We start from the raw sequence: 13,539 nt of genomic DNA, 5'->3' as shown, positions 1-13,539 counted from the left end.
TCCGGTCCCTTGCCATATGCAAGGAAGGCGGCATGAGCCTTTCGCCACGCCTCATTGCTCCCGACAGACGCGGCGAGGACGCCGAGCAGACCTTGCGGCCGCAGACGCTTGGCGACTTCGTCGGCCAGGCGGCGGTGCGGGCCAATCTCAAAGTGTTCATCGAGGCCGCCAAGGGGCGCAGCGAAGCGCTCGACCATGTGCTGTTCGTCGGCCCGCCCGGCCTCGGCAAGACGACGCTGGCGCAGATCATGGCGCGCGAGCTTGGCGTCAATTTCCGCTCGACCTCGGGTCCGGTCATCGCCAAGGCCGGCGATCTCGCGGCGCTGCTCACCAACCTCGAAGACCGCGACGTGCTGTTCATCGACGAGATCCACCGGCTCAACCCGGCGGTCGAGGAAATCCTCTATCCGGCGATGGAGGATTTCCAGCTCGACCTGATCATCGGCGAGGGGCCGGCGGCGCGCTCGGTCAAGATCGACCTTGCCCGCTTCACGCTTGTCGCCGCCACCACCCGGCTCGGCCTGTTGACCAACCCGCTGCGCGACCGGTTCGGCATTCCGGTGCGGCTCAATTTCTACTCGGTCGAGGAACTCGAGCAGATCGTGCGGCGCGGCGCCCGCATCCTTGCCATGCCGCTCGGCGACGACGGTGCTTTGGAGATCGCCCGGAGGGCGCGCGGCACGCCGCGCATCGCCGGCCGGCTGTTGCGCCGGGTGCGCGACTTCGCCAGCGTTGCCGGCGACGGCCATGTCGACCGCAAGATCGCCGACGAGGCGCTGACGCGGCTGGAGGTCGACGGGCTCGGCCTCGACGCGCTCGACCGCCGTTATCTGTCGATGATCGCCCGGAATTTCGGCGGCGGGCCGGTCGGCATCGAGACCATCGCGGCCGGGCTTTCCGAGCCACGCGATGCCATCGAGGACATCATCGAACCCTTTCTGATCCAGCAAGGCTTCATCATGCGTACCCCGCGCGGCCGCGTGCTGGCGGCCAATGCCTGGCGGCACCTCGGCCTCGACGCGCCAAAGGACCTGGCGCAGCAGCAGATCAGCCTGTTCCAGGAAGAACCCTAGGTTCCGCTGCTTATGGCTTCGGTGCTCGCAGTCCCCGGCCCAGCCCTCCAGGTCTTGATCATCGCCGGTCTATGCGCAAAACAGGTGTTGCTTGAAACAGGGCCTGTCGGGCCAAAAGGACAGCGCAATGGACGATCACGGTGAATCGGCATTGTCCGCCGGACTTTCCGGCGCGCTGACGGAATTCGGCCATCGACTGATGGCGCGGGTCTATTATGCCGACACCGATTTTTCCGGCGTCGTCTACCACGCGCGCTATCTCGAATTCTTCGAGCGCGGCCGGTCCGACTATCTGCGGCTGGCTGGCGTCCACCACACCGAGCTTGCCGACGGCAAGCATGGCGAGAAAATAGTCTGGGTGGTGCGGCGCATGGAGATCGACTTCCGCGGTTCGGCCCGCATGGATGACATCCTGACCATCGATACGCGCACCGACGAGATTTCCGGCGCGCGCATCGTCATGGCGCAGCAATTGAAGCGCGGCAGCGAAGTGCTGGTCGAGGCGCGGGTCGAAGCGGCGATCGTCGGCGAGAATGGACGGCCGCGGCGCTTTCCCAAGGATTGGGTGGCAGCCTTCATGCCCGGAACGCGCAAATAAGAGTTCAGAGGCGGAAGATCCGGAGCTCCCGGTCGAGGCGAGGATCGCCGGGCTGGTCGTCGGGGCGCGGCAATGCGCCGCGCTGTACGTCCTAACCCATCCTTAACCATAACGGTCCATGAAGGGATTGGTTAAGATTGGAAGAATCCAAGCGCCTTCCTTTCACCAATATTTGCCCCGAAAAGGCCGCCAACGGTGCATTTGGGGTTATTCCGCAAGCTTAACGCGAACGGACCACAAGGGATGCCCATGGGCCAGCCGCCAGCCACGCCCCGAAAATCTTTAAGGACGTAACATGGAAAACATCGCTCTCGCCGAACCGGGCGCGCATTTATCGATTTGGGCCTTGTTCATGCAGGCCGGTTGGGTGGTCAAGCTGGTCATGATCGGGCTGCTTGGTGCCTCGATCTGGACCTGGGCGATCATCGTCGACAAGCTCGTCGCCTATGCCCGCATGCGGCTGGCGCTCAACCGCTTCGAACAGGTGTTCTGGTCGGGGCAGTCGCTGGAAGAGCTTTACCGCACGCTCGCCGACCGCAAGACGACCGGCATGAGCGCGATCTTCGTCGCCGCCATGCGCGAATGGAAGAAGAGCTTCGAGAAGGGCGCAAAATCGCCGCTCGGCCTGCAGACCCGCATCGACAAGGCTATGGATCTGGCGCTGACCCGCGAGATGGAAAAGCTGGAAGGGCGGCTCGGCTTCCTCGCCACCACCGGCTCGGCGGCGCCCTTCATCGGCCTGTTCGGCACCGTGATCGGCATCATGACCTCGTTCCAGGCGATCGCCGCTTCGAAGAACACCAGCCTGTCGGTGGTCGCGCCCGGCATCGCCGAAGCGCTGCTGGCGACGGCCATCGGCCTGCTCGCCGCCATCCCCGCCGTCATCGCCTACAACAAGCTGTCGTCCGACGCGAGCAAGATCGCGGTGCGCATGGAAGGGTTCGCGGATGAGTTCTCCGCCATACTCTCGCGCCAAATCGATGAAAAAGTCGCGCAGAAGGCCTGAGGAACGATCATGGGAATGTCCGTAAGCGCAGGTGGCGGAGGACGCGGCGGGCGCGGCCACAGGCGGCGCGGCCGCCATCACGCCTTGATATCGGAGATCAACGTCACGCCGATGGTCGACGTGATGCTGGTGCTGCTGATCATCTTCATGGTCGCGGCGCCGTTGCTGACGGTCGGTGTGCCGATCGACCTGCCGGATACCCAGGCCAAAGCGATGAACGCCGATACGCAGCCTATAACCGTGTCCATCAACTCGGCCGGTCAGATCTACCTCCAGGAAACCGAGATCCCGATCGAGGAGCTGGTGGCAAAGCTGCAGGCGATCTCGAAGACCGGCTATGACGAGCGCATTTTCATCAGGGGTGACAAGTCCACCGACTATGGCACTGCCATGAAGGTGATGGCCCGCATCTCGGCTGCTGGCTACAAGAATATCGGCCTGGTTTCACTGCAGGAACAGGATCAGTAGACGCAAGATGAGGACCGGCCTCACCACATCGGTGATCTTGCATACGGTGGCGATCGCCTTCGGGCTGTTCACGTTGTCCTCGCCGCCTGCGATGCCTGCGTCCGATGCGGAATCGGTGTCGGTCGAGATCGTGCCGATGGAAGCGACGGCACAGGTCCTGCAAGGCGACAAGAAGGCTGTAATGCACGACAAGCCGGCGCCGGTACCGACGCAGCGTCCCGACATCGTTCCCGATGCCCAGAAAGTCGGCGATAACAGCGTCGACACCGACAAGCCGCCGACACCGGAGTCCAAGCCCCAGCCAGTCGACATGACGGCGGCTCCGCCACCCGCGCCGACGCCGGTCGAAAAGCCCAAGCCCGAGGACGTGCCGAAGCCGAAGGAAGAGCCGAAGCCTATTCCTGCTACGGAGGTGGCGCCGGTGCCGCAGCCGAAGGAAGAGGTCAAGCCCGAACCTGTCAAGCAGACCGAGCCCAAGCCGACGCCGGCCAAGGAGCCGACGCCCACGCCGCCGCAGGACAAGACTGCCGCGATCGATCCGCAGCCCGAGGTCAAGCCGGATGCCGTCGCCGAGGCGATTGCCAAGCAACCGCCAACCGAGGAGGCGCAGCTTCCCGACTCGGCGCCGGCACCCGAGGCTCGGCCAAAGCCGCAGCCGGCCCAGGCCGAGAGCGCGAAGGCACCGGAGCGCAAGGACGCCGACAAGCCGGTCAAGGAAGCCTCATCCAGGCCGAAATCGGACGACAAGCAATTCAACGCCGACGAGATTTCGGCTCTGCTCGACAAGCGGAAGCCGTCCGGCGGCGGCGCCAAGCGCTCGACCCAGCAGGCATCGCTCGGCGGCGAGAAGGATCAGGGCCAGAAGCTTTCGAAATCGGAGCAGGGGGCATTGGAGGCCCAGCTTGGTGGTTGCTGGACGCTTCCGGCAGGGCTCGAGGGTTCGGAGAATTTCGTCGTCGTGGTCCGGTTTAATCTGGACGCCTCCGGCAAGCTGGATGGCCGGCCGAGCGTTGAAAAGTCGAGCGGAAACCGCCCGTTTGACGAAAGTGCAGTGCGCGCGGTTCAGAAATGCGATGTGGCCGGCTTGCAGGTTCCGGCGGGCAAGCAAGACATCTGGTCCGACGTTCGGGTCACTTTTGACCCCAGGGAGATGCTCGGTCTTTAGGCCTGGCGCTCACAGAATCAGCGAAAGAAGCGAGAAGACATGAAATCCATCCTCAAGCCGCTCCTGACGATCGCAGCGATGGCGCTGGGTATGACCGTTGCTGTCACCCTGCCGGCGCGGGCGCTCGTTGAGCTCAACGTCAATAAGGGCAATGTCGAGCCGTTGCCGATCGCCATCACGGACTTCCAGGGCGGCGATGCGCTCGGCGCCGAGATTTCTGGCATCGTCAGTGCCGACCTGAAACGCTCCGGCCTGTTCGCGCCGATCGACAAGAGCGCTTTCATCGAAAAGATCTCGAACCCGGATGCAACGCCGCGCTTCGAAGACTGGAAGGTGATCAATGCGCAGGCGCTGGTCACCGGCAGTGTCGGCAAGGAGGCTGACGGCCGCATTCGCGCCCAGTATCGGTTGTGGGACACGTTTGCCGGCCAGCAGATGTCGGGCGAGCAGTTCTTCGCCAACGACGCCAATACCAGGCGCGTCGCCCATATCATCGCCGATGCGATCTACGAGCGGCTAACCGGCGAGAAGGGCTATTTCGACACGCGCGTCGTCTTCATCGACGAGTCCGGCGCCAAGAATGCGCGCAAGAAGCGGCTAGCCATCATGGACCAGGACGGCGCCAACGTCCGCTATCTCTCGAACGGCAAATCGATCGTGCTGACGCCGCGCTTCTCGCCGAACCGGCAGGAAATCACCTACATGTCCTATGAAAGCGGTCAGCCGCGGGTGTACCTGCTGCAGATCGAGACGGGGCAGCGCGAGCTGGTCGGCAATTTCCCCGGCATGACGTTTGCGCCGCGCTTTTCGCCGGACGGCCAGAAGGTGATCATGAGCCTGCTGCGCGATGACGGCAATTCCAACATCTTCGCCATGGATCTGAGAAGCCGCTCGACAACCAGGCTCACCAACTCGACCGCCATCGACACCTCACCATCCTACTCGCCTGACGGCAGCAAGGTGGTGTTCACCTCGGATCGCGGCGGCCGCGCGCAGATCTACGTGATGGGCGCCGACGGCTCGGGCCAGACCCGCATCTCGTTCGGCGACGGCGTCTATTCGACGCCGGTGTGGTCGCCGCGCGGCGATCTCATCGCCTTTACCAAGCAGACCGGCGGCGAATTCCAGATCGGCGTCATGCGCACCGACGGTTCGGGTGAGCGCATCCTGTCCACCGGCTTTCAGCAGGAGGGGCCGACCTGGGCGCCCAACGGCCGGGTGCTGATGTTCTTCCGCGATTCCAATGGTGGACCAAAACTTGTTTCGGTCGATCTCACCGGCCGCAACGAACAGTCGATCCCGACGGCGAACTTCGCCTCGGATCCGGCCTGGTCGCCGCTGCTGGAGTGATGGAAGAAGAATTGAGGAATTGAAGAACTGAGGAATTGAAGAGTTGAAGAACTGAAGAATGGAGAAGGCAGGGGGGTCTACATCGAGCACGCGAGGGATTTAGAAGTCTATAAGCGTGCCTATGCGGTTTCCCTTGGGGTACACAGAGCCACGCTTGCTTTTCCGAAAATGGAGCAATACGCGCTCGCCGATCAACTACGTCGTTCCAGCAAGGCGATCTGCGCCACTTTGGCCGAAGGCTTTGCCAAACAGGCTCACTCCAAGCCCGAATTCGCACGCTTCATTTCAATGGCCATAGGATCATGCAGTGAGGTGGAGACCTGGAGTTCGTATGCGTTCGACCTCGAGTACATCACACAGGCGCAACGCGACGATTGGTTGCAATCCTATGCCCGCATCTACGGAATGCTGGTCAATCTCATAGAGAAGCTGAGGTGATCTCTTTCCTCAATTCCTCAGTTCTTCAGTTTCCTCAATTCCCTCTTTTTCATGTTTTGGCCGCATTTCCGCCTACGGTCCGCGCTCATTGTCGCCCCTCGGCAGAACGGTTGCGGACGGCAGCCGAAACCAAATTTTAACCGTGTTTCTTGAGCGTCGGTTAACCCAAACGTGGTTACTGGACGATCAATGAAATCACTCGAATTGCGAAGGAGAGGCGGCATGGGCCGTATCGCAGCACTTACCACAAACCCGGTCATGATCGCTCTAGTCGCTATGCTCGCGATCACCGGTTGCGCCTCGAAGAAGACGCCGAACAGCGCCGCCGATCTCGGCCTCAACGGCGCTGGCGCGGCAACGCCCGGGTCGGCCCAGGACTTTACCGTCAATATCGGCGACCGCATCTTCTTCGACACCGATTCGTCCTCGATCCGCGCCGATGCGCAGACGACGCTGTCGCGCCAGGCGCAGTGGCTGAACCAGTACAAGCAGTATGCCATCGTCATCGAAGGCCATGCCGACGAGCGCGGCACGCGCGAATATAATCTGGCGCTCGGCGCCCGCCGTGCTGCCGCCACACGCGACTTCCTGGTCGCCAAGGGCGTTTCGGCGCAGCGCCTGAAGACCATTTCCTACGGCAAGGAGCGTCCGGTCGCGGTTTGCGACGACATCTCCTGCTGGTCGCAGAACCGCCGCGCCGTAACCACACTGGGCGGCGCCGGTTCTTGATCGGCATAAATGCAACACCTGGTGCGAAAGGCGGCCAAAAGGCCGCCTTTTTCATATCTGCCCGCTCCAAACAAAATTTGGCCGAAGTCTCACGTCCTGTTAAGAGCCGAGGGCGCCTGGCCACTTCGGTTGGAAAGGGCGCGCAACAGGCTAACGGTTTCACGGCGAGAGGCACATGCATTTCAGATCGGTCTTGAGCGGCACGCTTGCGCTGCTGCTCGTATCAAGTATCGCGGCACTTGCTGACGGGGCAAACGGCACAGGGCAGTCATCGGAAAGCGGTTTTTCCTTCCACCTGCCGACGATCAAACTGCCCGGCATTTTCGGCGAAAAGAAAAAGCCGGATCAGGTTCAATTCGCGCAACAGGATGGTACCGGCACTCCGGCGCTGGAGGAACAGCTCCGGCAGATGAATGGCAAGATCGAGGAACTCAATTTCCAGGTCCTGCAGATGCAGGAGCAGATCCGCAAGCAGCAGGAAGACAACGAATTCCGCTTCCAGCAGCTGGAAGGCGGTCCGCAAGGCGCGCAGCAGCCGGCGGAGCAGAAGAAGTCCGAGGCCGCGCCCAGCAGCGACAGCCCCAATGGCGACGGTAACGTGGCGGAGGCGCCGGCAACGCCGGCTCCAGCCGCTGCGGACGCGCCGCCAGCAGGCGATAAGAGCGTCGAGGACGTCATCGTCGAATCGCCCAACGGCGATCCCGGCAAGCTGATCCCCGGCGCGCCGCCCAAGACGTTCGGCACCATCACCGTCGACAAAAACGGCAATGTCGTCGAAGCCGATGGCAATGCGCAAGCGAATGCGCCGCGGCAGAATACGGCCCCAGCCAACGGCGCCAGCGCAGCCGGCAACAAGGCCGGTAAATCCGATGATACGGTGGTCGCGGCACTCCCGTCGACCAACGATCCGGAAGAGCTTTACCGCAATTCTTACCAGTTCATCCTGTCGGGCGACTACAGCACCGCCGAACAGGGCTTCCGCGACCATATCGCCCGTTTTCCCAAGGACGCCAAAGCAGCGGACGCGCATTACTGGCTTGGTGAATCGCTGCTCGGCCAGCAGAAATACCGCGATGCGGCCGAGACTTTCCTCGCTGCCAGCAAGGACTATCCCAAGGCCAAGAAGGCGCCAGACATGCTGCTGAAGCTCGGCGTTTCACTGGTCGGGCTGAAGCAGCGCGACGTGGCCTGTGCCACTTTCAGCGAGATCGGCAAGCGCTACCCCGATATTTCCGGCGCGCTCAAGGAGCGGGTCAAGCAGGAAAGGGCACTCGCGGCGTGCTAGTTTTTCCGTTGCGTGTCGTTGCCGCAAAACCGGGCCCACGCTTGGGCGACATGCATGACGCTCGACAGCGAGCCTGACCTTTCGGATTTTTCGCGGATCGACTTTTCCAACGGCGCTGTTGCGGCCGTGTCCGGCGGCAGCGACTCGACCGCCCTTCTCCTCCTCCTCAAAGCCCATCTCGATCGTAACGCCCCGGCAACGAAATTGCTGGCGGTAACGATCGATCATCAATTGCGGCCGCAAGCGGCAGCGGAAGCGCAAGCCGTGGCCAGGCTGTGCGCGGCGCGCGGCATTGCCCATCGCATCCTCGCCTGGTCGGGGCACAAACCATCGACCGGCCTGCCCGCCGCCGCGCGCGAGGCGCGCTACCGGCTGCTCGCCGAGGCCGCCGAAGCGGCAGGCATCGGCCTGATCCTGACCGGCCACACCGCCGACGACCAGGCCGAGACCGTGCTGATGAGGCAAGCACGTGACGACGGGCCAGGTGAGGAGAGGCCGCGCGAGGAAGGGCGGGGCCTTGCCGGCATGGCGCCGGCAACCCTCTACGAGTGGCGGCACTGGATCGTGCGGCCGCTGCTCGGCGTAAGGCGTGCTGAGCTGCGCGAATTCCTGCGGCGTGAACAGGTTGTCTGGATCGAAGATCCGACCAATGCCGACACCGCTTTCGAGCGGCCGCGCGTCCGCGCAGCACTTGTTGAAGGCGACGATGCGCCTCGCATGGCTGAAGCTATGGCGCTGGCCAGAAAGGCGGCGGTCGAGCGTGAGCAGCTGGGACATCGCGCGGCCATGCTGATCCGCAGCTTGGCCTCCAGGCCGGCCGCCGGCCTCGTCCGGCTCGATCGGGATTTTGCGACGGCCGCCGACAGCCGGTCGGCCATTTATGCGCTGCGCATCCTGCTGGCGGCGACCGGCGGCACCGCCTTCCTTCCCGACCAGGCCCGCAGCGAAGCCCTTTTCGGCCGGTTCCGCACCGGGCCGCTTTGTGCCACATTGTCGCGGACCGTGGTCGATGCCCGGCGTACCGGCATCTTTCTGCACCGCGAATTGCGCGATCTGCCGCCCGCTGTTGCGGTTTCCGGCAATGCCCTGTGGGACGGCCGCAGACGGATCACATTGGGCGACAGCCCAGGTGCATTGTTGATCGCGCCGCTGTTGGTAGCACCGCTCGGGGCGGCTCTTGCCGCAAAGCGGGCAATTGAAGGGCATGGCACGCCGGCAAGCCTTGTGCGTGCCGCCTTGGCCGCCGAGCCGGCGCTCTGGCGGGACGGCGAATGCCTCGGTTTGCTCGGGGAAGGCCGGGGTTTGCCCGGGGAAGGCCCGATGCAGGCGGCTGTCGCCGCATATCCGGCAGTCGCGCCCTTCGCCCGTTTCCTGCCGTCCTTCGATCTGGCGCCGGCCGATGCCGTCGCCGCGTTGCTTGGCGCGGCGCCCGTTCCAGCCGTGCCGTTCGGCGGCCACAATGCCGGCCTACCACGGGCGAAAGCTTAACCGAGACCTGCTGTTATGCTTGGCAATGGGAGACGCTCTCCCTATGTTAGGGCCAAGTTTCCTCTCACGACGCGTGTCCGCCCAGCGGGCGCCAACGGGACAATTGATGAATCCGAATTATCGCAACCTCGCGCTCTGGGCGATCATAGCGGTCCTGCTCATCGCTCTCTTCAATCTTTTCCAGACGCCGCAGACGCGTGGAGCCTCGAGCGATGTTCCCTATTCGCAGTTCCTGCAGGAAGTCGCGGCGGGACGGATCAAGTCGGTGACCATCGCCGGCGCCCGTATCTCCGGCAATTACACGGACAGTTCCAACGGCTTCCAGACCTATTCGCCTGGGGACCCGTCACTGGTTTCGCGGCTGCAGGACAAGAACGTCACCATCAATGCGCGTCCTGAATCCGACGGCTCCAATTCGCTGTTCGGCACCCTGATCTCCTGGCTGCCGATGATCCTCATCCTCGGCGTCTGGATATTCTTCATGCGCCAGATGCAGTCCGGTTCCGGCCGCGCCATGGGCTTCGGCAAGTCGAAGGCCAAGCTTTTGACCGAAGCACATGGCCGCGTCACCTTCCAGGACGTCGCCGGCGTCGACGAAGCCAAGGAAGATCTGGAAGAGATCGTCGAGTTCCTGCGCGACCCGCAGAAATTCCAGCGGCTGGGCGGCAAGATCCCGCGCGGTGTGCTGCTCGTCGGTCCTCCTGGAACCGGCAAGACGCTGCTCGCCCGCTCGGTCGCGGGTGAAGCCAACGTGCCGTTCTTCACCATTTCGGGCTCGGACTTCGTCGAGATGTTCGTCGGCGTCGGCGCAAGCCGCGTTCGCGACATGTTCGACCAGGCCAAGAAGAACGCGCCTTGCATCATCTTCATCGACGAAATCGACGCGGTCGGCCGCCATCGCGGCGCCGGCCTCGGCGGCGGCAATGATGAACGCGAGCAGACGCTGAACCAGTTGCTGGTCGAGATGGATGGCTTCGAATCCAACGAAAGCATCATCCTGATCGCCGCCACCAACCGGCCAGACGTGCTCGATCCGGCGCTGCTGAGGCCGGGCCGCTTCGACCGCCAGGTGGTGGTGCCGAACCCCGACATCGTCGGCCGCGAGAAGATCCTGAAGGTGCATGTGCGCAACGTGCCGCTGGCGCCCAATGTCGACCTCAAGGTGATCGCGCGCGGCACGCCGGGCTTTTCCGGCGCCGATCTGATGAACCTGGTCAACGAATCCGCCCTGATGGCGGCGCGGCGCAACAAGCGCCTCGTCACCATGGCCGAATTCGAGGACGCCAAGGACAAGATCATGATGGGCGCCGAGCGCCGCTCGTCGGCGATGACACAGGCCGAGAAGGAGCTGACCGCCTATCACGAGGCTGGTCATGCCATCCTGGCGCTCAACGTGCCGTCGGCCGATCCGCTGCACAAGGCGACCATCATTCCGCGCGGCCGGGCACTCGGCATGGTCATGCAGCTGCCGGAAGGCGACCGCTATTCGATGAGCTACAAATACATGATCTCGCGCCTCGCCATCATGATGGGCGGCCGTGTCGCCGAGGAGTTCAAGTTCGGCAAGGAGAACATCACCTCCGGCGCCTCCTCCGATATTGAGCAGGCGACCAAGCTGGCGCGTGCCATGGTGACGCGCTGGGGCTTCTCCGACAAGCTCGGCCATGTCGCCTATGGCGACAACCAGGAGGAGGTGTTCCTCGGCCATTCGGTGGCGCGCACGCAGAACATCTCGGAAGAGACGGCGCAAATCATCGACGCCGAAGTGCGCCGGCTGATCGACGAGGCCTATTCGACGGCAAGGTCCATCCTGACCAAGAAAAAGAAGGAATGGATCGCGCTGGCGCAGGGCCTGCTCGAATACGAGACGCTGTCCGGCGAGGAGATCAAGCAGCTGATCGCCGGCAATAAGCCCGCGCGCGACCTTGGCGACGACACGCCGCCGAGCCGCGGCTCGGCCGTGCCGAAGTCCGGCCGCCGCAAGAAAGGCCCCGAGCCCGAAGGCGGCATGGAACCTCAGCCGTCAAGCTAGGCTCCGGCCCGGCACAGATCGATTTCGAAACGCCGCGGCTCTAACCGCGGCGTTTTCTCTTGGGGAATGCGACCCTTCCTGCATCGCAGGAAATTGGCGAAAGTGACGATGACGGCCAATCTCCCGCCTCGCGGGGGGATGTCCGGCAGGACAGAGAGAGGCGCGAAGGAATGGAGCCTTCTATCGGCCTCGTTGACGACTTCGGGAAGATCGACAAAGCGCGCCGGAGAATGAAGCTCGCATTTTTTGCCGGCGGCGCCACATTTTGTTCTTGCTTTGTGCCGGCAGCTATGCTATCAATTTGGGTGTGGTGCCAATTGGCGCTGAATGACCCGCCCGCCGAGGCGGGTTTTCTGCTTCCGGCTATGAGAGTTCCGGTGGTGCCGAGATCGATGTCGGCCGGACAGAGCCAAGAAACACGATCTGACAGTTGGTTCGACCTCGGAAGGCCCTCTCACTTGTTCGGCAGCAACAAAAAGCCCGCGAACCTTGCGGCTCGCGGGCTCATGTCGTCGGATGGTGGCGCCGGTCAGCTCTTCAGCTTGGCGTTGCAGAGGCTGTAGAAGCCGCCGCCCTTCTGGATCCACCTGAGGCCGCCCAGCGTGTTGGCGTCCTTGTTGGCGTAGTAGAGGTCGAGACAGGTGTGCATGCGGCCCTTGGCCGGGGTCTCGGTTGCATACTTCTTGGAGATCGCCGTCGGGAATTTCACGCCCTGGGGGGCGGTGATGGTCGGCGGTTGCGGATCGCCGGTGTATTTGGCATCGGGAGCCGGCAGGGTGTCGTCGTCGGCTGCGCCGGCGCCGCATTGGCTCTTGCGGAAGTCGTTCCACTTCATGCCGTTCAGCGTGTTGCCGGCCTTGGCAGCCTGATATTTGGCGCTGCAATCCGCCATGCTGACGCCTTTGCCGGTATCGGTCGCGGCGGCTGTCGTCGCCTTGGCAGGTGCCGCGGCGGGTTGTGCGGCTGCACTTGCGCCGGCGGCGCATTCACTCTTGCGGAAGTCGTTCCACTTCATGCCGTTGAGCGTGCCGGCAGCCTTGGCGGCCTGGTATTTGGTGCTGCATTCCTTGGCCGTCAGCCCAGGCGCTGCGTCATCGCTGCTGGCCGCCGCTGCTTTGGTCTTGGCGGCGGGTTGTGCGGCTGCCGTCGCGCCGGCGGCGCACTGGGTCTTGCGGAAATCGTTCCACTTCATGCCGTTGAGCGTGCCGGCAGCCTTGGCGGCCTGGTATTTGGTGCTGCACTCCTTCGCCGTCAGGCCCGGCGCCGCATCGTCGGCGGCGGCTGCCTTGGTCGTGTCGGCAGCCTTGGCCGTGGCTTTGGCTGGCGCAGGTTCGGTTGTAGCGGCGGAAGCATCGGTGCCGCATTGGGCCTTGCGGAACTGGTTCCAGTTCTGCCCGCCAAGCGTTCCCGCGTCCTTGGCCGTGTTATACTTGGTGCTGCACTCGGCCATGGTCAGCGCGCTGGCAGGCGCCGCCAGGAATAAGGTCGCGACGGCAAGACCCGTCAAAGTGGCAAGTCGGTGGATGAGCATGCGTTTTCTCCCTGCGGCGGTTCATGATATGTCCCAGTGCAGCAATAGCGCTCAACGGCTGGTTGCGCCAGATGCTAAGTAGCGTAGAGACAAATTTAGAAGTGCATTCTTTTCTTTAAGGTGATGAATTCGTTGCCGGGACCGTCTCCCCGCCAAGTTCGTCCGGGTGCATTGCACGGAGCGCGCGCCTATGGCTGGTTCCCAGCGAGGACACTGCGTCGAATGACAGCCAGTCAAATCGGCGGCTGCGGCGGACCTGAGCCCACCGCTGTCTGGAGCAGCACGATGCGGATTCAGGTTCAAGGCCACACTGCCACAGCCCAAAGGATCCAGATGAGGTTTGAGTTGATGTTTCTGATGCTGCTGCCGCAACAAG

Annotated in this window: 12 protein-coding genes; 11 read left to right on the top strand and 1 reads right to left on the bottom strand. The window is 63.3% G+C overall.

The window, feature by feature from the left end; translation table 11 throughout:
- Positions 1-32 precede the first annotated feature (32 nt).
- The 11 genes from ruvB (at position 33) to ftsH (ending at position 11,632) form a co-directional block, all read left to right on the top strand.
- Positions 33-1,073, top strand: a complete 1,041-nt coding sequence (gene ruvB, locus NKH67_RS01700) for a Holliday junction branch migration DNA helicase RuvB (protein WP_352454896.1) — start codon at positions 33-35, stop codon at positions 1,071-1,073.
- Between the two features lie 127 nt (positions 1,074-1,200).
- Complete coding sequence (ybgC, locus tag NKH67_RS01695) at positions 1,201-1,671, top strand: tol-pal system-associated acyl-CoA thioesterase (RefSeq protein ID WP_352540302.1); 471 nt, start codon at positions 1,201-1,203, stop codon at positions 1,669-1,671.
- A 295-nt stretch (positions 1,672-1,966) separates the two neighbouring features.
- Positions 1,967-2,677 carry a protein TolQ gene (tolQ, locus tag NKH67_RS01690; protein WP_023677997.1) on the top strand — a complete coding sequence of 237 codons (711 nt, stop codon included), beginning with the start codon at positions 1,967-1,969 and terminating at the stop codon, positions 2,675-2,677.
- A gap of 9 nt (positions 2,678-2,686) precedes the next feature.
- Positions 2,687-3,145 carry a protein TolR gene (gene tolR / locus NKH67_RS01685; protein ID WP_352522864.1) on the top strand — a complete coding sequence of 153 codons (459 nt, stop codon included), beginning with the start codon at positions 2,687-2,689 and terminating at the stop codon, positions 3,143-3,145.
- A 7-nt stretch (positions 3,146-3,152) separates the two neighbouring features.
- Complete coding sequence (tolA, locus tag NKH67_RS01680) at positions 3,153-4,310, top strand: cell envelope integrity protein TolA (protein ID WP_352613388.1); 1,158 nt, start codon at positions 3,153-3,155, stop codon at positions 4,308-4,310.
- Between the two features lie 78 nt (positions 4,311-4,388).
- Entirely contained in the window at positions 4,389-5,660 is a 1,272-nt protein-coding gene (tolB, locus tag NKH67_RS01675; RefSeq protein WP_245274748.1) for a Tol-Pal system beta propeller repeat protein TolB, read from the top strand.
- Positions 5,661-5,711: 51 nt separating this feature from the next.
- Positions 5,712-6,098 carry a four helix bundle protein gene (locus tag NKH67_RS01670; protein ID WP_352540342.1) on the top strand — a complete coding sequence of 129 codons (387 nt, stop codon included), beginning with the start codon at positions 5,712-5,714 and terminating at the stop codon, positions 6,096-6,098.
- A 222-nt stretch (positions 6,099-6,320) separates the two neighbouring features.
- Complete coding sequence (gene pal, locus NKH67_RS01665) at positions 6,321-6,827, top strand: peptidoglycan-associated lipoprotein Pal (protein WP_023677992.1); 507 nt, start codon at positions 6,321-6,323, stop codon at positions 6,825-6,827.
- Between the two features lie 175 nt (positions 6,828-7,002).
- Positions 7,003-8,112: a tol-pal system protein YbgF gene (gene ybgF, locus NKH67_RS01660; protein WP_352540300.1), complete on the top strand. Its 1,110-nt coding sequence runs from the start codon at positions 7,003-7,005 to the stop codon at positions 8,110-8,112.
- Positions 8,113-8,166: 54 nt separating this feature from the next.
- Positions 8,167-9,600, top strand: coding sequence for a tRNA lysidine(34) synthetase TilS (tilS, locus tag NKH67_RS01655; protein WP_352683364.1), 1,434 nt, complete (start codon positions 8,167-8,169; stop codon positions 9,598-9,600).
- A gap of 106 nt (positions 9,601-9,706) precedes the next feature.
- Positions 9,707-11,632, top strand: a complete 1,926-nt coding sequence (ftsH, locus tag NKH67_RS01650) for an ATP-dependent zinc metalloprotease FtsH (RefSeq protein ID WP_023677989.1) — start codon at positions 9,707-9,709, stop codon at positions 11,630-11,632.
- Between the two features lie 529 nt (positions 11,633-12,161).
- Here the strand turns inward: ftsH and NKH67_RS01645 are convergent.
- Positions 12,162-12,824, bottom strand: coding sequence for a hypothetical protein (locus tag NKH67_RS01645; protein WP_502893708.1), 663 nt, complete (start codon positions 12,822-12,824; stop codon positions 12,162-12,164).
- Between the last annotated feature and the right edge of the window lie 715 nt (positions 12,825-13,539).

This window comes from Mesorhizobium sp. M0968, assembly GCF_040319065.1.
Taxonomy (GTDB): Bacteria; Pseudomonadota; Alphaproteobacteria; order Rhizobiales; family Rhizobiaceae; genus Mesorhizobium.
Note: the sequence above shows the minus strand (reverse complement) of the source record. Positions and strands in the feature narration are given on the sequence as shown.

Bases quoted from the DNA above. Each gene is read 5' to 3' on its own strand.
- ruvB (WP_352454896.1), top strand. From the start codon at position 33: ATGAGCCTTTCGCCACGCCTCATTGCTCCCGACAGACGCGGCGAGGAC.
- ybgC (WP_352540302.1), top strand. From the start codon at position 1,201: ATGGACGATCACGGTGAATCGGCATTGTCCGCCGGACTTTCCGGCGCG.
- tolQ (WP_023677997.1), top strand. From the start codon at position 1,967: ATGGAAAACATCGCTCTCGCCGAACCGGGCGCGCATTTATCGATTTGG.
- tolR (WP_352522864.1), top strand. From the start codon at position 2,687: ATGGGAATGTCCGTAAGCGCAGGTGGCGGAGGACGCGGCGGGCGCGGC.
- tolA (WP_352613388.1), top strand. From the start codon at position 3,153: ATGAGGACCGGCCTCACCACATCGGTGATCTTGCATACGGTGGCGATC.
- tolB (WP_245274748.1), top strand. From the start codon at position 4,389: ATGGCGCTGGGTATGACCGTTGCTGTCACCCTGCCGGCGCGGGCGCTC.
- pal (WP_023677992.1), top strand. From the start codon at position 6,321: ATGGGCCGTATCGCAGCACTTACCACAAACCCGGTCATGATCGCTCTA.
- ybgF (WP_352540300.1), top strand. From the start codon at position 7,003: ATGCATTTCAGATCGGTCTTGAGCGGCACGCTTGCGCTGCTGCTCGTA.
- tilS (WP_352683364.1), top strand. From the start codon at position 8,167: ATGACGCTCGACAGCGAGCCTGACCTTTCGGATTTTTCGCGGATCGAC.
- ftsH (WP_023677989.1), top strand. From the start codon at position 9,707: ATGAATCCGAATTATCGCAACCTCGCGCTCTGGGCGATCATAGCGGTC.
- NKH67_RS01645 (WP_502893708.1), bottom strand. From the start codon at position 12,824: ATGAAGTGGAACGATTTCCGCAAGACCCAGTGCGCCGCCGGCGCGACG.